This is a genomic window from Paenibacillus sp. NAIST15-1, from assembly GCF_001894745.1.
Classification (GTDB): Bacteria; Bacillota; Bacilli; order Paenibacillales; family Paenibacillaceae; genus Paenibacillus_B; species Paenibacillus_B suaedae.
Window position 1 is genome coordinate 1 of sequence record NZ_BBYF01000023.1, and the last position, 21790, is coordinate 21790.

A 21790-nucleotide genomic window follows, 5' to 3' on the forward strand; every position below is an offset into this window, starting at 1 on the left:
TAAATCATATACACTCTTAGTGTCCAAGTTCATTAAGGGGCTTATGAGACGGTGGCATCCCTTCCCTTGCCAGTCTAGTTTCAATTCCTTATAGGTACGTTACAAACAACCTGCCGATTTAATGAGACATGTTCCTGATAACGATGTTTCAATTCTTTATATAGGTACGTTACAAACTAATCAGCGCCAGTAAGATTGCAATTATTGCTTCACCGGTTTCAATTCCTTATAGGTACGTTACAAACCTAGTGCAGACCGGGCGTACGGTTACAAAGAGTATTTTAAGTTTCAATTCCTTATAGGTACGTTACAAACCCATTAAAAGCCCACTGTTATGGCATTTGTTGAAACCAAAATAACCCTAAAAAGAAAGAAGCCAACACCAATGCACCACACTTTTCCTTGACGTGATAGGCTTCTCAGTAAAATTCAATTGTCGTCGATCCCCCGGGGTTTTTACGCTATTGGGGGTCGACGACAACATTCCAAACAGTAACCTTGCCGAGTATAGGGTAATCCCTTCACCAACATACAGCAAGTTTACAATCCATCCCTGAGGTTTCGTACCTCATATAGCCCATGCCCGTTAGAATTTTTATCGCCGAGTCCCACATCATAGGTTAATTGAATCAAATCTAAATCGCCTTCCAATAAGAAATCTCCTGTCCATCCTTTAATCAGTGTTGACTTAAACTTAGATGTTATTGGCTTAATTCGTTCCCGATGAAGAGGAGTTAGCAAAAGCGGTTTATCGACCGTCAAAGGTTAATATAATTTTGATTCTCAATATCTTTCCCCCTGCTGGTGAATATCGATACTATCGTTATTTTTTAATTTTCCATTTACGTTTGAATTGCTACTAGCCTAAAATCTCTAAATACCGAAAGCTGATCCGTTACATTTCATTTCCTCGATCACGTTCAATATCAACGATTGGTAAAAATAACTTACATTTAGAATCATTCCTCATAGATACGTTACAAACCCCGTCCCTTTTTCATTAGGAAGGAGGTGAACCAAGTTTCAATTCCTCATAGGTACGTTACAAACTTAAAGTTATGCATGAAATAACTAATGACAATAGAGGTTTCAATTCCTCATAGGTACGTTACAAACCTGGCGAAATAAAGTTGGAAAAAAACGAAATTGGATAGTTTCAATTCCTCATAGGTAAGTTATAAACCCGTGAAAAGCCTGCTGTTACAGCGTTTTCTGAAATTAATATAAATCTTAATTGAAAAGCAACAACATCAATGTACCATACTTTCCCATAATGTCATAGGTTTCGCGACAACATTTAAAAATAAGATCGTTCCCGGTATAGTAAATAGAAAAGTTTTCTTCTATTCATCAATTTACAGCAAGTTCATTTCCAATCCCTGAGGGATCAATCACTTCATAAAATTCTTAGCCTTATAATTTCTGACAATTTATACAAACCGTTAGTCTTGGTAAAATTAACATTCTGAATTTACATTTTATGTTAAGCTTCATTTTCCTCTATCACGTTAATAATCTTGCAACCGCCACACGCTTCTCATCGCCATGCCCTAAATCCAATCCTCATGAATATTTTCAAACGTAACCATGAGAGCATATATTTGAACCATTTCTCTTTTTCCATTCCTTATAGGTACATTACAAACGTCAGGAAATGCACAGCCTGCTGATGTACTTGCGGGGTTTCAATTCCTCATAGGTACTTTATAAACACAGATACGAATACTGCATTGATCCAGGACACGGGGGATTTTAATTCCTCATAGGTACTTTTATAAACGCAAAGCGAAAGAAGATACAGCTAGTAGTCCATCACAATTTCAATTCCTCATAGGTACTTTATAAACCCGTGAAAAGCCTGCTGTTACAGCATTTTCTGATATTAGTATAAATCTTAATTGGAAAGCAACAACATCAATGTACCATACTTTCCCATAATGTCATAGGTTTCGCGACAAAATTCAGTTGTCGTCGATCCCCCGGTTTTTTTACGCTATTGGAGGTCGACGACAACATTTAAAAATAAAGATCGTTCCCGGTATAGTAAATAGAAAAGTTTTCTTCTATTCATCAATTTACAGCAAGTTCATTACCAATCCCCGATCAATCACTTCATAAAATTCTTAGCCGTATTATTTCTAACAATTTATACAAACCGTTCGTCTTGGTAAAATTAACGTCCCGAATTAACATTTTATACAAATCTTCATTTTCCTCTATCACGTTAATAATCTTGTAACCGCCACATTCTTCTCATTTCCATGCCCTGAATCCAATCCTCATAAATATTTTCAATCGTAAGCATGAGAGCATATATTTGAACCATTTCTCTTATCTCAATCCTTATAGGTACGTTACAAACCTGTTGCTGTCACAGAGCATGGTAACGTGTTCTCTGCTGTGTTTCAATTCCTTATAGGTACGTTACAAACGCGATTGCTCGACAACCCAGACGATTATGCAGCGCTCAGGTTTCAATTCCTTATAGGTACATTACAAACGTCACTACGAATCAAAGATATCAAGTTACGGTTGGCGTTTCAATTCCTTATAGGTACATTACAAACTCCAAAACATCATTGCCAACATTGTCCACGCTTGCTAGTTTCAATTCCTTATAGGTACATTACAAACCCGTTAAAAGCCCACTGTTATAGCATTTTTCGAAACCAAAATAACCCTAAAAGAAAGAAGCCAACACTCATATACCACATTTTTCCTTGACGTGATAGGCTTTTCAGTAAAATTCAATTGTCGTCGATCCCCCGGGGTTTTTACGCTATTGGGGGTCGACGACAACATTCCAAACAATAATCTTACCGAGTATAGGGTAAATCCCTTCACCACATTACAAACTTTGCAACCAACACGGGCTACGACCCTCTATGGGAGGATTTCAATTCCTCATAGGTACGTTACAAACCGGCTAACGAGCGTATAGTCGATTTTTTTACCCCTGTTTCAATTCCTCATAGGTACGTTACAAACCTGCTTACACGGGAGCAAGCGGTGGTCATGCTGGCGTTTCAATTCCTCATAGGTACGTTACAAACCATGACCTTATATATTTATACTGGCTCTGTGCGAAGTGGGTTTCAATTCCTCATAGGTACGTTACAAACTTTCATAGTGGGATCATTTGCTGTTCCCTATTTGATGTTTCAATTCCTCATAGGTACGTTACAAACCCGTGAAAAGCCTGCTGTTACAGCGTTTTTCTGAAATTAAAATAAATGTTATTGAAAAGCAACAACATCAATGTACCACACTTTTCCTTGATGTCATAGGTTTTGCGATTAAATTCAATTGTCGTCGATCCCCCGGGATTTTTGCACTATTGGGGGTCGACGACAACTTAAACCTAAACCATTTACTCCCTTTCTGTAAACCTGTACCACTTACTTCTGGGATGTTTTTAAGCGCCAAGACTTTGGATAGCCTCCGCCTTTTCCGTTATTGCTATCCTTGGCTATCTCATCAGCAGCATTATCCCAATTGACATCTTTCGGGTTTTGCTTTGTGCCCGCCCCTCCGGGGATCTTACTCTCTTCCACTTTGCTAAGCACATAGTTTTCGAAATGAACCTTATCAAAATAGGATATATCACTTGCTTCTTTCGTTCTGTACATTGCGTCAATAAACTGTTCAATATACGCCGACCGATTCTCTAATATTTTAATCGGATTCGTGATTAACGCATCGAAGTTGGCATCTTTACGCTCTAATTGAACATGCTTGATATGAATTTGCACCTTGCCGAATCCATACGGCTTCGCCCCGCCGATAAGTTCATATGCCTTATCAGCGAATTCACGATACGCTTCTGTATATTGGCTGTATTTGCTTGAAGATAGCACTTCTTTCCAGTCCAGGCTTAGCAGCAGCAATCCCAGTTCTGCTTCGGACAAATTTCGGAAATTAATTTTCCCTGTAAGACGAACGTCGTTACAAGATATGACTTCTCTAGTGCTTACCATATTTTTAAGCTTTTCATTTTCACTTCGCGGCTCTATCGGTTCAGGCAACACATGATAGTGTTTGTATCCGTTTAATTTAATATTTTCATCTTCATAAGTAAGCTTCTCTTCTGACGTCTGTCGAAGATACATTCCGCTAGCCGTTGCAGAAGGAGTCATAAGCAATAAATTCTCGACCTTACGAATTTGAACTTGACCTCGAATATCAAGCGGACTGAACCGAATTCTGGACTTATAGGCGATCGGGTAGTCATTATTCTGATCCTGTCCGTCTGGAATGAACCCGAATAAAGCATTGGCATAATCTATTTTTCTTTTATCCTGGACACCAATCAATTCGCCCAATTTTCCAATATACGGAATCTTAAAATATGGAGTACGTCCAATGCTTTTCACTTCTCCCTTTTCACACTGGTAGAAAACGATTAACCCATCCTTAATATCCTCTTCATTCTTCTGTGACTTGGCGAATGTTTCAGTTAGCTTTTCATATTCATCAAAAATATTATAAAATGCCTTAACCATGTCTTGTTTTTCGGTATCCGTTATGCGGAATTTATCTAAATTTTGATTATAAGCATTGATAACAGATTGCGGCACTAGAATGGACTGTGCATTTTCAGCAGGGCCCAGAACAAAATAATGGCTTCGTTTTGAGCTTGCATTCGATGAATTGAATAAATATCCTTTTTCTGTTAGTTCTTTCGAGTGGCTACATGCCAACTTTTCAATGCCGCCATTTGCGGTTGATTTGAAGTATACCCCTCTTTGATAAGGGATAAATTTAGAATTCTTATGATTTTTATAAATCATCTCATACATGAAATTTAATTCAGCCTTCAATCCCCATCTGTCCACATATAACCGATAAAGATTTTTCAGCTTTTCGATTTCAGTCTCATCCGCATTCCCAGATTGAATCTTGATTAATTGAGAGAATAGCTCCTCTTTGATTTGATTAAGCTTCCTGTTTCGAACCTCCCGCATTTTCCGATTTAGAGCAAATTCCCGAATAAAAGTATTGTCGATCTTACTCTGAATAGGTTTTAACGTCTCTTTTAATTGCTCTCGAAGCTGTTTGATCTCTCTCGTTTTCTGTTCAATTTCATCTTGCTTTTTATTGAAATCACGAACCCTTTTGTCATCCCAAATACATATGGTAGCGAATTGCTCCCCATGTCCATTCATTTGCATTAAGCGATGTTCTTTAATGGAAAGAAAGAACTTATCTCCCAACTTGCTTGCAGGAGCCACATAAAATTCATTGCCTTTTTTCTTCAAAAATCCAACGTGAATAGCACGTTCAATTCCAATATCACCGTTAGGCGTCCCTAATAACCGATTCCGATAACGCTTATCCGAAATATCCCGATACAGCATCTCCGTACGATTGATGAATTCAGGATAACCGGCACTCAATATTTCAGCATTCGCCCGTACTTTACCTCTGATCGCGCTACCGCTTATAAAGGAATCATCGCTGCTCCATTTCTTCCTTACTTCTATTGCCAGATCGGAATGGGGGCGTATCTCATATTCGATGCATCCGCTCAAACCGGAGAAATCATTATGCTTGGGAAGATCGCCGCCTGACTCTGTACATTCATACGGGAATTCGCGATGCTCCGGTTCGGCAAAAGGAATAAAATCATATGGCAGTGTCACATACGTCGTTTCTTGCTTCTTCTTCCCATATTGATTCCCGTTCCCTGTTCTATTCGGTTTGCCTTTATCCTCCCTCACGCCATTCACTCCTCTGTTAAACGGTACAACACCGTCTTGTCTACATATGCCAGATGACTCTCAGCATCATGTTTCAAATATTCGATTACTTCGACGGCCTCATAAGCCTTTACTTCTTCCTCATTATCCCGTTTCTGATTCACGATCGATGGATCGAGTTTATACGAGCGAATAATTTTCCATTCATCTGATACGGCATGGTCATGCTCCAACGGTTCGTACATCACTAATTTTTGATCTAGCTGACTGATAAAGATTTCTTTATCTTTATTAAAAAAATGCGCTTCAAGCAAGGCGTTCTCATCCATAGCTTCTTGTAAAACCTTCCTATGATCGCGCTCTCTCCCAATCAGCACTTGACTCAGCAGATGGGCAATGACAAAATACTCGCCACCGTCAAGCTGATTCGTCCATTCTTCCCGGTTAAACAACGTATGCGGCATTTTCAGTTGCACCACCCTTTAAATGATTCATAGCACACTTCAAGCCAGTTCCGGTTGTGCTCCGATATTTCGTTGGTCTCGATGCTCCATCGTTCCCCTCCGACATCTACCTCAACCATGTCTGCCGCAAACTGTCCTAGTCCGATGACGGTTCTACCTCCAATCGGCACGTCACCCGCTCCGATTCGACGTAACACATAAATGAGAGGGAATATATAGGGACTAAGCTTACCATCTATTGTGTCGTCGATAATAAGACTCAAGCGAATATCTGCTTCACCTTGAATTTCTTGTTGATGCTTCAAAGCCGATTTATATACGCATCCGGTCAGACGATCAATTTTAATATAGACAGGACATGTTTCTGCTTTCGTTTCATCCTTTTTGCTTGCTGTGTTGCGGTCGATTTCGACTAACCGCGATTTATCAATAATGGCATCGGAAAATACAAGTCTCCCTTTCTTATCGATACTGCCAAACAATTCGGCGCATCTATTTTCAACGAACTCGTTCAATTCCTGAGCATTCATTTCCTCTGCAGTTTTCATCCGTTTGAGTAAGAGACGGATCTCATTTTTGATTAATCCTTTCAAGCTCGTAGAAGGAATGTAGTATTTCCCCTGCTTGTACTGCAATCCCGTCATGTCCTTGCATGAAGGATCGTTAACCTTGAAACTCTGGTAGACACCATACGGAAAACATCCATTCATCGAGAAGGTTACGCTGGCAGAAGACTTTGGCTTAAATCGGTTCAATGTCTTCCAGTCGATGGAGGTTCCTTTTTCTTTATCCCTGTCATCAAATATGTATCCTTCCAGTTCCTCAACGCTATCTAGTCGAAATTCGCGTTTGCGGAGTTCTTTTATCTCAAAAGCGCCAAACCCATTGCTTTTCTGTCCGCCAAGCCGGAGCTGTCGTGTTTCCAATCCCTCGGCCAAGGTCCCAATGATTTGCTCTAATTCGCTGCTTGCAAGCAGCCCCTCATCATTTTGCTGGCTCGAATCATCTAGATCGATTAGCTCATCGCTTTCAATACGGAACGTAATTTCTGTTCCTTCCGGCAAATGATACAGCGTATATTTATGCATATCCTTAGCTGAGCCGTATTGTGGATCTATCGCTGTTCCTTCTTTGACCGCCTCATCTGAACAAACAACGATCCCATCACTTATATATAAGTTGCTTTCTTTAAAAGCCGATACTTGGTCGCCACCCATACTCTTCAAAATAAGCTCTTCCGGAATCGCAGTGCGCTTTAAGTAATCCCGGACGGCTCCTCCAATCGCATTTCCCAGCACAAGCGGTTGGCCATGTGCATTTCTGACTAGTTCCCCTTGCTTGCTATCGCCAAAATACGCTGGCGTTACCGCGCGAATCGTAAATTGATACGTTACTGCCCGATTCATTTGTCCTTCCTCCTTTGCTCAACATGCAGGCCCGTATAGAGAAGTTCGGCTATAAATTGCTGCTCTCGGTAGCGGGCATGAGAGAACAGCAAAGATCCCTTCTTGCCGTTCAACTTATTTTGGGCAAATCGGCTTAAGCTTCCCGAAGAAGAAGCGGATGAGCAAATGAATGTGATCAACTCTTTAAAATGATGACCGGCGATCGAACATAAACGGTTATCTTTTTTATAGGAGCGATCCGTATTATCAGACGGGAGAGAAGGCATATCTCCATTTTTAAGGTGCTTGATTAACGGTTGCAGTGTCTCCTTCATCTGCTGCAGCTGGCTGCTGTTCAATTGATTAGAAACGACGAAACGTTCCCCGCTCTGCTCGCCTTGCTCCTGCAACTTGCATGTCAATAACTCCAGCCAGCGCTGCTTGACAGGCTCAAGCCCCGCCAGAAGAATTGACATCACTTCCTCTTCCTGCGGATTTACGCTGCAATCTGGCTCGGCATATTTTGCGCGATCTTCTCGATATTCCGCAATTGGCTGTATAGAGCGAACCGCCATTCGTTCCGGGTAGGAAAGATTCACGGCAAGCCATCCGTAACCATCCTGAACGCGATAGCCCACTGGCTTGCATTCTAGAGCTTGCTTAACTTGTTTCAATTCTTCTGGTCCAAGTTCGATGTTCAGCTGATAGACCAGAACCGACCCTGCTTTCAAAGTCGTTTCTTTCGGGTATCTGGCTTTCCATTTCATATTGTAACCCTCGGTCATGCCTGCTTGAACATACTGCTTGATTAGCTTCACAGAAACACCCGTTATACGGTGAATCTCGCTTTCCGGCAAATAGTTGACGGGCTGTCCGTATTCATTCCGGAATACGCAATCCGACAAGCAGGTGATCGTGAGTTCGGAGGATGGTGATGATACTTTGCTGTTCAACAATGTGCGTAAGCCAAGCTGTTCTGTTGCTTCTCCGTACTCGGTTACATGAATTTCGAGCGGTTGCATGCGGCATAATCCGTAACCTGAACCTTTCGCGCCGCCCAAATACAAATTCATCGGCTGCTGCATTATAGGCTCGAGTACGCCTGCCAATGATTCGTCATATCGAATGATTGTCCGGAATGTATGTCCAGGCGCCAGAGCCTGATAACGGAACAGATTTTCCCGATCCTTCTCTCCCTTATTGCGGCTTGTATTATGATGAAGGCGATACTCTTTAACAGGATTCAGCCCTGTCAGTTCGCCATTTTGTACAGATATGAATCGAAAGGCCAAAGCATCATGATTAGAGAGATCACTGCCATCATGCAAGTTCGTCAGCGCAATCGTTCCGGCATTCCCGGAATGATCATACCGGCTTTCCGTCTTTGCTCGGCGATATTCGTGCTTGTTAATGCGCAAATTCTGCGGTGCCGGGATATACAAATTTCCATCAGCGCAAGGATAAGCGTTATAGCACTCCATTTGGGTCAGAATAGTGTTCATGCAATCATCAAAGAGCCTTCTCCGAATGAGCTGCCCGATAATCGCCCCCCGGATGGTGGAGCCCGGAATATAATCTTTTGACGGCTCAATTTGATTCGCTTTATTTCCGCCCGCTCCGATCTTCAGTGGTTCCAGATTCGTAATCTCTACCACGCTATACAATTGCATGCTGTTCACCTTCTTTACAACTGACCTTGCAGAAATCCGCATCCTTCCCATCAACGAGCAGCCTTGCCGTCACTTCGCCCCGCCCCCGGTGAATGCCGGCTCCTATCCGGCGGAATGAAGAGACAATCCGCTGTAAATCGGCCAAGTGATCCGACAAATCGTGTTGGTTGATTCGTTCCAGATAGTCCGCATCATAAGCATATGGTTCCATCGTGATGGATGAATAAAAAACTAGTCCTTGCTTGACCGTATGATACGTAGTAAGCATCCCCTCTTTTATCAATCCGTTCTCCAGTTGAATTCCTGTCCGAATGTGGGTTTGCGCCTCGATGAGATCATGCGGTGTAATCCGATAATACCCTTCTTCCTCATCTTCCGCTTGTAGCGCGATGAATCGATTGCGAATGCGTTCATCCAGTTCCAAATGGCCGAAACGCAATATGCCTGGCTGCTGACGGCAATATACTTTCATGAAATCAGCGTCACCTTGAGCGCACATTTCCTTTGCAAAAAGAGCGATTTCTTCCTTGTTGATTCCAAACAAGACCACGATAGACTTAAAAAAGGACTGGGCACGCTCTCCCTTCTTATCGATTTGCTGATACTGCTTTAATAGCCAGAACGCTTGGCGTTTTAGCTGCCCTTTAAAAGATTTAGCATGGAAATAGACGAAGCCGTATCGATCCGTCAACACTCTGGATTGCACGAGGTTGCGCTCTTTCTCTCCACTGCTGAATATCGTTTCACTGCGCAGCCTCACTTCGATTTTATAATCATGATTCACGTACATGAATGGCCGCCTCCCGATTCATATTGATGTAAGGCAAAGCATCGATTACATCATTGAGTAAGTAAGTAAATGATAAGGTCTGGCCCTGCTGTTCACTCATTATGGCAAAGTTGTCGCACGGAAAATGCTTCTGCATGATTTCGACCAAGTTCCGGCTAGCATCAGTCTTGTTCATATCTATAAATAACCGGTATGATTCCAAGCCGGAGTAAACAACCTTCTTAACGCCTTCGAGCAATGAACTGCTTATTTTTGCATTTGCCTGAGCCGACTGAATATCTGCTACCGCATTGAGAAATGCCTCATAGCTGAACACTCCATCTGCAACGGGCTGCTGCTGATCGATCCGAAGCGGCTTCATGTGGAAGCGCTCGATATCCCGGCCATGCTTGACGTAATCTTCGTAAGCATAAGAAGCAAGCACTTGTCCTTGCACGGTATCCCAATGGATGAATGACGCTCCGGACGAATCCCCCTTGACCCGATAGATCGCTTCCTTGGCTTGTTTACAGAGCAGCTCTGCAGTCTTCACCAGTTCAAAAAACGGATAATTATACTTGGCTATCGCCACACCTGCACAGGCACTCAGCTCAGCCTGCCCATCATCCAAGACAGGACGAAGGCGTGAGCCGTAATGGTGTTCGCGCGACAGCGTACGAATATTATTCACGATAGCTGCGGCGATCTGGATCGCATACTCTGCATGAACGATCAGGCAAATATCGTCGCCAGACAGTACGATCGGTGTATATGTGATGTCCTTGTCGACTAACTTAAACTCATTCAGTGCACGGACGACTGCCGATTCGTAGATTTCTTCGATTAGTTCACTGAAATTTCCAAGTTCTTCGAAAGATGAAATTCGGCGTACCATATCCCCCATCTTGTTGCCATCCAAGGCAATGACGCCAATATAGCTTTTTCCTTCTTCATCTTTCTTGTACTCCTTCAGCTCTTCCGTGACCGGAATTCCCGTCTTGGTTTCCAACCTTCCGTACAAGAACTTCTTAGCTAATTGATATTCTCGCTGTAAAGCACCGTTATGTAATACGGGCAATCCCGTCGCATCAATTTCCTCCACGCCATAGCTCCAGCGCTTGAATTTCATCATGCGCTTATCCTTCCATTTGTTCGCTTTATCGCGCAGCTTCTGGCGTATCTCTTTTTCTTTCTCCTCTTGCGCTCCCCCTTGCTCCTGCAGCTCACTCTCGTCTACGATGCTCATATATAATTCCATACTAGGATAAGTTCGATATACCTCAGCCGAATATGTTTGCACAAATTGCTTCGCATGTTCTTCGGTCGAAAATCTAATAATGCTGTTACCTCCGCCGGAATATACGAACTTATACTGATTCGCATGATTTTTCTCTACAAATTTCGTTAGCGAAAAGATCGATAGAGAAGCTTCGGACTTATCCTTGATATCTTCCGTAACTGCCTTAATCGCGAACGAATGATACAGATTTTCTTTCAGCTCATTACGTTTAAAAATAAACTCCTGCTTCTGCGATACATCTATGTACACATATGCAGCCAATTTATCCCCCTCGCTTTCTCAGCTATGTCTCAGTTATTTGCAACCAAGCTTTTTTCTTCTTTCTCACGTACTTTCTCCTGTTCGCGCTCAATGATACCGTTGAATCTTTTCGCATAGGCAAAATGTGGGAACAGCATCGGGTTATTGATGAGCATAAGCAGTTGGTTCAATTGCAGGTTCAGGGAAAGGAACGGATTATCTTTGATATGTAAGTCCTGCAAGGTATTCGTTAAATAAAGTTTTTCATTAAAACTTAATTCTGGATAATCCCTAGCGAGCTCATCTGTTTTTTGTTTATCTGGCAATTCTGACTCTTTTAATGAAAGGTGTTCTAATTTGAGATTCTCATCTCCATCCTTTACCCCGTTTAGCTTTCTTGCCCACCATGCTAATGATTTATCTTCATTTTTCACAAATAATTTAAATCTTGTCTCCTCATCTTGTTGCTTGTGAATGATAAAATCAAAATGTTCCCCTAGACCTAGACTATTTTCCAAGTTATCGGGACCTGACTCTGATTTATAGACTTTATTACTTGCCAAGATTTTAATTGGTCGTGTACCTTTCTGTGTTTGATTCGTTAATCCAGTAACATAACCTGTAACCATGCGCGCGATTCCCGAACTTTTTGTTGTTAAACCATCTATTTTCTCACTCCACTTTATTAAATTTTTTGTTGGTAAGTCCGAGCTCTTGCACTCTATCACGAGTGCTACCGCTTCAATGGGTATAAATTTCAACGTATTATATTGAAATACATAAGGCGTATACTGTTCGTCAAACACAGCAATATCCACTTCATTTGATACGTTACCGGCTGAGTCAATAATCATGACTCCTTGCGCCATCGAGTATTTTTGAGGAATGATGCTTCGAAATAACTTCATCCACATTTCCTCGCGAAAATTCCCGGTTATGCCGCCATGTTCAGAAGCAATGTCCATTTCTTCAACCATCATTTTGTTCAGATAATTGTAATTGTTATGAATACTCCAAAATACGTCCTTCATATTGTTTGTCATTGATGTATTCCTACCTCCCCGATTTCTAGCCAACATAAAAACACCTTGCCAGATTGGCCGCAGCCATTATGGTTCGTAAAGACTATCTATTACATTTCATCTAGTGCTATTATATCATTTTAATCTCATATATTCCCAACATGCGATTGAATTTGTCATATCCCGCCATTTTATTTGCACAAAATAGAATAAGCTTATGCAAGATAAGATCGTCTTATCCGCATAAGCTTATTTGGAGTCATTATTGATAGAGAATGATTGATGTTCTTTTGACGCTTATTTCGTATAGTCATGCTTTTTTTGTAATTTCTCATAGGTACGTTCAAAACTTACAAAAGTGCAGGCAGTACGTAAGCCTGAGTACGAATTTCAATTCCTCATAGGTACGTTCAAAACCTACTGTAGTGCTGGTTCGTGAAGCAAAGGCAATCAGATTTCAATTCCTCATAGGTACGTTCAAAACTGCTGATTATTATGAGTATTACGATAGAGCACTTGAATTTCAATTCCTCATAGGTACGTTCAAAACATAAAATGCCTGATGGATTATATGAGCCACGATGGGATTTATTTCAATTCCTCATAGGTACGTTCAAAACTCATTTTGATCCTGCAATAATTTCACTACGTCATCCATATTTCAATTCCTCATAGGTACGTTCAAAACCCACAAAAGTGCTGCTCTTACGCCAATTTTACTAAACGCTTCTTCTTCGCACAAGCCTAATAGAGGTACATGAACTAGCTCAGAAAATCAAATTATTTCACATCTAATCTACGGTTTCCGCTTATTATCTCCTTATTTCATTTTGTCGTCGATCCCCCGGGAATTTTACGCTATTGGAGGTCGACGACAAAATTTCACAGTCGCAATTCCAGTCACTGTTACTTTCATTATTAGATCAATTCTCACTATTCGGTACATATTCAATCAAGTCAGAAAGCTTACAGTTAAATGTATCGCATAGCTTTATTTAAGTTTCCAGATTTGTAGTTTCGATATTCGTTTCTCGATACAACTTATTAATCGAATTTCTACTAAGTCCTGATCGATTCATTAATTCGGTAATATCATCAATCCGATGTTCCGCCATTAATGTCCTGATATTAGACTTTATCATTTATATAGCTATAATCTGCCCGCACGTTTAAGATATACAATAATTCAGCTGTTAATTCACCTTATAAAGTTAATAATCAACTTCACAATTAACCCTTCAACGTAATATAATAACTCTACAAGGTTACTGAATGTGAGGATATGATCTATTATGTTGGATTCTCTTGAAGTGTTGGTTGAACCACTAATACGAAATCGATTGGATACACTGTACGTGAACTTTCAAAAAGCAATACCTACTACATCAAGCCTTCTACTGAACGTGACCAATATATTCATTCAACAACTACAAGACTCAATTCCTGCAGATTTTCAACCTACTATGTTTCTTCTTCAAGATGTACAAATATCCTTGCAGAATGCTTTTGATTTGAACCTACTGTTTACTTAAGAGGATTTAAAGTTGCTTTATATATAAGAAACGAAATTCAGCACATGTGATTATGATTTCATGATTTCTTTTCAAAGAGCCTAAAAGGCTCTTTTCATTTTTTAATACAAATTCGTACATTATAAAACTCGTGGCGTGATCCTTTTGAAACTAACCACGGCAATGAAATTCGTTATTTTTTAAGGGACGATGAAAATGCGGAATGGCTCTTAAAGTCAAAAATAATGATTGGACGGCTGCTACTTAATATCAGTTCTCAGACAAAAGTTTGCATTCCCGATTATTTCGGTGATAGATCAACCTAATGATATTTAATTCCTTATAGTTACTTTCAGAACTTACAGACATGAGTGACGTTTCTTACTTTATCGTTTCAATTCCTTATAGGTACTTTCAATACTAGTACCTACTATAGACAATATATCTAAATCATAGACGTTTCAATTCCTCATAGGTACTTTCAAAACTATTGGTGCATTTACAATCGACATTCCGATTATCGTGTTTCATTTCCTTATAGATACGTTCTAAACTCTTGTCCGTCAAATCCGCTGGTAATTTCATTGCAGTTTCAATTCCTTATAGGTACGTTCTAAACCAGACGGTCGCCTCGGCAACGTCATGTATCGAAGTGGTTTCAATTCCTTATAGGTACGTTCTAAACCCACAAAAGTGCTGCTCTTACGCCAATTTTACTAAACGCTTCTTCTTCGCACAAACCTAATAGAGGTACATGAACTAGCTTAGAAAATCAAATCATTTCACATCCAATCTACGTTTTCCACCTATTACCTCCTTATTTCATTTTGGTTCACTGTTATTTATTGAATAAATCATCACTTTTCCGGTACATATTCAATCAAGTCAGAAAGCTTACAGTTAAATGTATCGCATAGCTTTATTAAAGTTTCCAGCTTTGTTGTTTCAATATTCGTTTCTCGATACAACTTATTAATCGAATTTCTGCTGAGTCCTGATCGACTCATTAATTCAGTAATATCATCAATTCGATGTTCCGCCATTAATGTCCTGATATTACACTTTATCATATGTGTACCCTCCTATAGCTATAATATTAGCCCGCACATTTAAGATAAACAATAAACCAGCTATAATTTCATCTTGTAAAGTTAATAATTAACTTCGCAATTAACCCTATAATGTCATATTATAACTCTATAAGGTTAATAGAGAGGAGGATATGATCTATTATGTTGGATTCACTTGAAGTATTGGTAGAACCACTAATACGAAATCGATTGGAATCATTGTACGATGACCTTTCAAAAAGCAATGCCTACTACATAAAGCTTTCTACTGAATGTGACCAATATATTCAACAACTACAAGACTCAATTCCTACAGATCTTCAACCCACTATGTTTCTTCTTCAAGACGTACAATTATCCCTCCAAAATATTATTGAACCTTCGGTTTACTTGAGAGGATTTAAAGATGCTCTATATCTAAGAAACGAAATTCAGCACATGTGATTTTTCTGAAAAGGGCCTAAATAGCTCTTTTGTATTTTCTATATACAATCCTCTATTTCACAAACTCAAGACCATCTACTTCTGCATCGTTTAATTCATAAAATTCCCTTTAGGTACGTTCAAAACAAAATGCTGGATTCTACACCAGAAGAGTTATTCCCAGATAGTTTCAATTCCTTATAGGTACTTTCTAAACCAACTAGCCAATCGTTTACCATCGTCTTCTGGTAATCGGTTTCAAATCCTTATAGGTACTTTCTAAACTCGAGAATGTGAAACCAGTAGGGGCTTCGATACATTGTTTCAATTCCTTATAGGTACGTTACAAACGAAGCATTGACCTACGATTCTTTCTTGTATATGCTGTTTCAATTCCTCCATAGATACGTTCAAAACGAGCTCTCTGCCATGCTTTTAATCGCAACTTGTATGTTTCAATTCCTTATAGGTACTTTCAAAACCCAAAAAAGTGCTGCTGTTACGCTAATTTGACTAAATGTCTCTACTTCACACAAGCTATATAGAGGTTATTAGACAAACACAATAAATCGAATATTTTCACATTCTATCTACGATTCTCGCTTATTATCTCCATATTCCAATTTGTCGTCGATCCCCCGGGATTTATACGCTATTGGGGGTCGACGGCAAAAATTCACAACGAACACCAAGCACTAGTATAAAAGTATATACACTATAATGCTACCACAAATCTAGCATTTCAGAATACTTCCTCTATCCCCTATCCTTCAGCCTATACAGACTTCGTCGTAGGAATAGAAAATTGCCGAGATTTTATGGTCGTGCCGGCGTCGCTGGCTGGAGGCCAAAGCCTGCAGCGCATGCTGATACATTAGCGGAAATACATGCAGCATGCCGAGTCGTCCCGCAGCGGAACACATGGCGACAAGTCCTGCCATCCGGAACAAGCGGTCTTGTAGGAGCCTTATCTCCTGTAGCCTACTTTACACACAAGAAGCTTACTTTCGTATTAGCGAGTGCAGTTTCCATATTTCCGTTACGCCAAACTACTTAACCTTTTTTAACCCTCATCAGTAAAGATACAAAGGATTCGTGCCTAAACAAATGAAATTTTAAAATTAAACTATTCATCAAAAAGAGGAGACCAGCCAACAAAATAACCCCTTTTATGTGAATGATTCCACTCAAATATCCTCCAAGTAAAGGACCAATTAGATTTCCTAAAAATAGAGCGCTATGATAATAACCGAATGTTAAACTCTCCTTTTTTTTAGGTGCATATTTTCGTATTAAACTTATTACTGATGGGAGAAGTCCACCTATAAATATCCCCATTAAAAACCTAGCAAGCAGAAATAGCACGATAGAAGGAACCAATGCTTGAGAAACATAACAAATAAAATTTCCTAACAAAGAAATGAACAGAATAATTTCTGGGCCTACTTGATCTGCTTTTCTTCCTAAAATAGGAGAAAAAATCATAATAGAAATACCTGAGATAGAAACTGATAAACCTACCATTGTTGTTAAATAGGCATCACTGTTCCACATACTTTCTACATACGTAGCCAAAAATGGTGAGGTACTCATCGTTGAAAACTGAATAAGGAATCCAACCATAAACAAAGTTCCAATCAGAGGATTCTTCATAATTTCCCGCAGTTCAGAGAAAAAGGTAATACGTCTATTTCTAGATGTCGAAAGTTTCAAGTTATTTGGTTCAGGTTTATTAAGTTCTGTTAAAAAGAATAAAATAAGAGCCCCTGAAATCAACAACATAGCGCTAGACACATAAAGGATTTTATAAAATCCTATCCACTGTCCCAAAATTCCGCCTATCAAAGGTCCAAAAATATTTCCGGCGTAAGCACCAGATTGGGCTCCACCGAGAGCATATCCTATTTTTTCTTGAGGAGTATTCATTGTAATAAATGGAGCAGATGCAGGAATAAATCCACCGAAAATTCCTAAGATAAATCGCAGAACCAATAAATGCAAAACGGATGTACTATAGGTCATTAAGAATGTGGCAAACGCCATCCCAATAGCTGAACGGATAAGAATCGTTTTTCTACTCGTTCGATCTGCAATTTTCCCCCATATCGGCTGAAACAGGAAAGCAGATAAAAAAGTAGCTCCAAAAATCATCCCTGTCCAAAGCTGAATATCGGATTGAGAGTGAACTCCTAAATCATTTTTAAGATAGACTGGAATAAAAGGTATAATTAAGCTAAATGCAGACATGACTAAAAATTGTGCAATGCTCAAAATATACATATTCCTTTTCCAAGCTTCCAACTCTACATCCTTCTTTCACTGATTTAATAACTTCATAGAATGTATAGGATATCGATCACCCGCTGCTGAACCTGCAGGTAGAGCTTTATCAATAAAGTCCTTTACATCCTGTGGCAATTCAATATCTATTGCAGCTATATTTTCTTTTAAGTAGGATTTCCTTTTTGTCCCTGGTATAGGGATGATGTCTTTTCCATTAGAAAGCAACCATGTTAATGCGAGTTGTGCAGGACTAATGTTCAGTTGGTCTGCTATATCTTCCAATGGTCGAATCAATGAAAGATTTTGATTGAAGTTGTCTCCCTGAAAACGTGGGGCATTCCTTCTAAAATCGTTTTCTACGAATTTATCGACCGACTTGATCTTTCCGGATAAAAAACCACGTCCCAAAGGACTATATGGAACAACAGAAATATTTAATTGACGGCAAAGGGGCAAGATTTCCTCTTCGATATCTCTAGTCCATATGGAGTATTCTGTCTGTAATGCTGATATAGGATGTACGTTTTGCGCTCGTTTTATCGTTTGAGAAGAAACTTCTGAAAGCCCAATATGTCGAACTTTCCCTTCTTCAACTAATTCTTTCATAGCACCAACAGTCTCTTCTATAGGAACTCTGGGATCTACACGATGTAGATAATAAAGATCTATGTAGTCCGTATTTAACCGTTCCAGGCTTGCTTCACAGGCCTTTTTTACATATTCCGGTCTTCCGTTGATTTCAATTACCTTCCCAGCCTCATCTCTTACAAAAGCAAATTTGGTAGCTATGTTAACCTGTTGTCTGACACTTTTCAATGCTCGACCGACTAATTCTTCGTTCGTCCCTACTCCATATTGGTCTGCTGTATCAAAAAAATTCACGCCAAGTTCTAAGGCATAATGAAGCGTAGCAATCGATTCCTCAATATTTTGATTTCCATAGTATTCTGACATTCCCATACATCCTAATCCTAAAGATGAAACCTTTAAATCTCCAATAAATCGATATTTCATTTTTTTCTCCTCCTATCTTTCTTCAACAGGAAACAGTATATCGATTAGAGTGCACTTTAAGGCAAGTAAAAATTTTTATGTTCACTAATTATCAAAAAAAGAGACCCTTCAGATTAGGGTCTCTTCAATCTTATTAATTTGTATTACTTAGCTTTTTCCTCCAACTTCTTATAGTAGTCAATTTTTTCATTAATCTTGGTTAAATTATTCTCTAGTCGCCTAATTTGGTTAAGAACATTTTCTTGATGAGCTTCTAATAGTTCTCGTCTTTCAGTCACGGTAGAATCACCTTGATGTCTTAGTTCTGAAAATTTTTGCATATCCCTTATAGGCATTTCTGTGTTACGTAACCTAATGAGAAAATCTATCCATAAAATATCGGTCTTTGAGTATTTACGATATCCATTTTCATCCCTTTCAATCCCCTCTAAAAGACCAATTTTTTCATAATAGCGTAGAGTATGAGAACTAAGACCAGTGATTAAGGATATGTCCTGAATAGGTAATCGATTTTCCATGATTTGATTATACTACACTTGCCTTATAGTTCACTCAAAGAGATTGGTAGATTCAATATCAGCAAGACTATCAGCCGACGCTGGACGACTATCCCTCCCGAAAAACCTTGATACCTTAATGTTTTTCGATCTTCAGTGAAATATGTTTCTACTTCGTATAGGTACGTTCAAAACTGTAAAGCTATCCAGTTCAGATGATACCGTTGCAATGTTTCAATTCCTTATAGGTACGTTCAAAACAAGACGAGCAGCCCAAACGAGGGATCACTGTTAAGCAGTTTCAATTCCTTATAGGTACGTTCAAAACTTCACCAACTACTCTTTCATCTACGGTCACAAAGTAGTTTCAATTCCTTATAGGTACGTTCAAAACCCATAAAGTGTTGCTATTACGCTAATGTTACTAAATGTCTCTACTTCACACAAGCTTTAGAGAGGTGATTAGAAGACAGAATAAATCGAATATTTTCACATTCAATCTGCGATTTTCGCTTCCTATCTCCATATTTCAATTTGTTGTCGATCCCCCGGGTTTTATGCGCTATTGGGGGTCGACGACAATAGTTCACAACGAACACCAACACTTGTACAATAGTATATACACTGTAATGCTACCACAAATCTAGCTTTTCAGGATACTTCCTTTATCCTCTATCCTTCAGCCTTTACAGGCTTTGCCGCAGGAGTGGAAGATTGCCGAGATTTCATGGTCGCGGCGGCGTCGCTGTCTTGAATTCGGAAGGCGGCACATAAGCCAAGGAGCAGAAATCCAGCAGCACCGAGCAGGGCGGCACGATAAGCGAGAAGATTCATTTCAAGCTGTCCAGCATTGGCAGCATCTACAGCTCCGTTCGTTAGTTGGCCACTTGCCATTGCAGCCATAATGGCGGACAATGCGGCCATTCCTATGGCCGGTCCGAGTCTGTTCTGAACCGCGAACCAAGTGGTAGCGCGTCCCATCGAGGCTGGAGATACATTCGAGAAGGCCGCAATCTGAACGGCTCCGACTGTATGTCCTAAGCAGAGGCCAACCGCGAACAGCATGCCTCGTATGAGCCATGGGCTTGTTCCCGCCCCAACCATGCTTAGCATTACGAAAATTGCCGATGTGCAGAGCAGTCCGACTATAATAATTCGCTTGGGCCCGTACCTTGGATAGAACCGTGGTACAAGCTGGGAGGACATCATAAGTCCCAATGCCTCGGGGAAAGTCGTCAAGCCGGCATCTAAGGCCGAGGCCTGCAGCGCATGCTGATACATGAGCGGAAATACATACAGCATGCCGAGCAGTCCCGTAGCGGAGCACATGGCAACAAGTCCTGCCGTCCGGAACAAGCGGTCTTGCAAGAGCCTTAAATCCAGCAATGGCTTCTGCACCCGCAATTCAACGAAGACCAGTGCCGCCAGCAGCACCGTTCCCACACTGCCCGTAACAATTATCACCGGTGAACTCCAGCCCTGCAGCGAACCTTGACTAAGCGCATACATCACCAGTCCGAGCCCTGGTGCTGACAACAGGACGCCCGGAATATCCAGACGGCCTGCCTCTGGCTCTTTATGCTCCTGCAAGTACAGAAGGCCAAGCAGCAAAGCAGCAATTCCAAGCGGCAAATTCACATAAAAAATCCAGCGCCATGAAAGGTGCTCGACCATCACACCGCTCAGGATTGGCCCCACTGCAGGTGCAATTGCGATTGGCAGAACGAGCGACCGTGAGATTTTGGCCCGCTCCTGAGGAGGGAATGTCCGGAACAGCATAGCCATTCCGAGTGGAGTAATTAAACCTCCCCCTATCCCCTGCAGGATGCGGTAGAAGATCAGGGAGTGTACATCTGCAGCCGTTCCACACAGCACCGACGCACCAGTAAAAATCGTAAGTGCGAGCAAGAAGATACGCTTGGTGCCCCATCTGTCTCCCAGCCAGCCTGCCAACGGGAGAACGATCGCAATGCTTACCAGGTATCCTACGTTAAGCGCTCCCGATGCGGCTGGCGGAATGTGAAACTCGTCGCTTATCGTTTTCAGCGCAACGTTGAGGATGGTCGCGTCCATGGCAACTACGAACATAGCTGCCACGTACACGATGCACACTGCTTTTTTCGGATCCAAGCGCCTGCTCATTGAGCCTCTTCCGGCACGGATGCCACTGACGCCACCAAGCTTCGAGGCCTCATATCTATCCAATGTAAATTAATATATTCGATGCTCTCTTCCCGAGAAGCTGGGCCAAGAACCTTGCACCAGCCCTCAGGTACGGCCGCGAAAGCTGGCCAGATCGAATATTGCTCCTCATCATTTCGCAGCACCAAAAACGAGCCGTCTGCTTGCTCAAAAGGATTTGCCATTCTGCAACCCCTCCCCTTCATAAGTAGGTTTCATGTGCATTTCATTGAAAATAATTAGTTCGCACTTTGCCACGAAA

Annotated in this window: 15 protein-coding genes, 1 pseudogene and 2 CRISPR repeat arrays; of the genes and pseudogenes, 1 reads left to right on the plus strand and 15 read right to left on the minus strand. The window is 40.8% G+C overall.

Annotation, left to right across the window (positions count from 1 at the left end; genetic code table 11):
• Positions 1–540: 540 nt before the first annotated feature.
• From PBN151_RS27680 to PBN151_RS27730, 10 genes and pseudogenes are all read right to left on the minus strand, one after another.
• Positions 541–762, minus strand: a complete 222-nt coding sequence (locus PBN151_RS27680) for a CRISPR-associated endoribonuclease Cas6 (RefSeq protein ID WP_072731877.1) — start codon at positions 760–762, stop codon at positions 541–543.
• 2131 nt (positions 763–2893) lie between these two features.
• Positions 2894–3188: direct repeats of the CRISPR family, unit length 30 nt; unit sequence GTTTCAATTCCTCATAGGTACGTTACAAAC.
• A 210-nt stretch (positions 3189–3398) separates the two neighbouring features.
• Positions 3399–5720 carry a hypothetical protein gene (locus PBN151_RS27685; protein ID WP_072731879.1) on the minus strand — a complete coding sequence of 774 codons (2322 nt, stop codon included), beginning with the start codon at positions 5718–5720 and terminating at the stop codon, positions 3399–3401.
• 5 nt (positions 5721–5725) lie between these two features.
• Entirely contained in the window at positions 5726–6178 is a 453-nt protein-coding gene (locus tag PBN151_RS27690) for a hypothetical protein (protein WP_227775159.1), read from the minus strand.
• Positions 6166–7569 (minus strand): RAMP superfamily CRISPR-associated protein, encoded by a 1404-nt coding sequence (locus PBN151_RS27695; protein WP_072731881.1) that lies wholly within the window; start codon positions 7567–7569, stop codon positions 6166–6168. The genes PBN151_RS27690 and PBN151_RS27695 overlap by 13 nt, the downstream gene beginning before the upstream one ends.
• Positions 7566–9227: a hypothetical protein gene (locus tag PBN151_RS27700; RefSeq protein ID WP_175560817.1), complete on the minus strand. Its 1662-nt coding sequence runs from the start codon at positions 9225–9227 to the stop codon at positions 7566–7568. Before PBN151_RS27700 ends, PBN151_RS27695 begins: the two co-directional genes overlap by 4 nt.
• A complete protein-coding gene (locus tag PBN151_RS27705) occupies positions 9205–10008 on the minus strand; it encodes a hypothetical protein (RefSeq protein WP_072731885.1) in 804 nt (267 codons plus the stop codon). Before PBN151_RS27705 ends, PBN151_RS27700 begins: the two co-directional genes overlap by 23 nt.
• Positions 9992–11548 carry a Cas10/Cmr2 second palm domain-containing protein gene (locus PBN151_RS27710; protein ID WP_072731887.1) on the minus strand — a complete coding sequence of 519 codons (1557 nt, stop codon included), beginning with the start codon at positions 11546–11548 and terminating at the stop codon, positions 9992–9994. The genes PBN151_RS27705 and PBN151_RS27710 overlap by 17 nt, the downstream gene beginning before the upstream one ends.
• Positions 11549–11577: 29 nt before the next feature.
• Positions 11578–12570, minus strand: a complete 993-nt coding sequence (locus PBN151_RS27715; protein WP_072731888.1) for a DUF6602 domain-containing protein — start codon at positions 12568–12570, stop codon at positions 11578–11580.
• Between the two features lie 299 nt (positions 12571–12869).
• Positions 12870–13237: a CRISPR direct-repeat array (repeat unit 30 nt; unit sequence ATTTCAATTCCTCATAGGTACGTTCAAAAC).
• Positions 13238–13472: 235 nt separating this feature from the next.
• Positions 13473–13691: pseudogene (locus PBN151_RS27720) on the minus strand (helix-turn-helix domain-containing protein).
• Positions 13692–14917: 1226 nt separating this feature from the next.
• Positions 14918–15130: a helix-turn-helix domain-containing protein gene (locus PBN151_RS27730; RefSeq protein ID WP_072731890.1), complete on the minus strand. Its 213-nt coding sequence runs from the start codon at positions 15128–15130 to the stop codon at positions 14918–14920.
• Between the two features lie 1228 nt (positions 15131–16358).
• Here PBN151_RS27730 and PBN151_RS32165 point away from each other — a divergent pair.
• A complete protein-coding gene (locus PBN151_RS32165) occupies positions 16359–16610 on the plus strand; it encodes a hypothetical protein (RefSeq protein WP_227775161.1) in 252 nt (83 codons plus the stop codon).
• On the opposite strand, the gene PBN151_RS27740 is transcribed toward PBN151_RS32165, so the two are convergent.
• The 5 genes from PBN151_RS27740 to PBN151_RS27760 all read right to left on the minus strand — a co-directional run bounded on the left by PBN151_RS27740 (position 16607) and on the right by PBN151_RS27760 (position 21713).
• Positions 16607–17854 (minus strand): MFS transporter, encoded by a 1248-nt coding sequence (locus PBN151_RS27740; protein WP_083545362.1) that lies wholly within the window; start codon positions 17852–17854, stop codon positions 16607–16609. The genes PBN151_RS32165 and PBN151_RS27740 overlap by 4 nt on opposite strands.
• 15 nt (positions 17855–17869) lie before the next feature.
• Positions 17870–18850 (minus strand): aldo/keto reductase, encoded by a 981-nt coding sequence (locus tag PBN151_RS27745; RefSeq protein ID WP_072731894.1) that lies wholly within the window; start codon positions 18848–18850, stop codon positions 17870–17872.
• Positions 18851–18993: 143 nt separating this feature from the next.
• Positions 18994–19368, minus strand: a complete 375-nt coding sequence (locus PBN151_RS27750; RefSeq protein ID WP_072731896.1) for a MerR family transcriptional regulator — start codon at positions 19366–19368, stop codon at positions 18994–18996.
• 651 nt (positions 19369–20019) lie between these two features.
• The gene (locus tag PBN151_RS27755; RefSeq protein WP_072731898.1) at positions 20020–21489 is read right to left on the minus strand and encodes a DHA2 family efflux MFS transporter permease subunit; all 1470 of its coding nucleotides are present in this window, start codon (positions 21487–21489) and stop codon (positions 20020–20022) included.
• Positions 21486–21713: an MbtH family protein gene (locus tag PBN151_RS27760; protein ID WP_072731900.1), complete on the minus strand. Its 228-nt coding sequence runs from the start codon at positions 21711–21713 to the stop codon at positions 21486–21488. Before PBN151_RS27760 ends, PBN151_RS27755 begins: the two co-directional genes overlap by 4 nt.
• Positions 21714–21790: the final 77 nt, after the last annotated feature.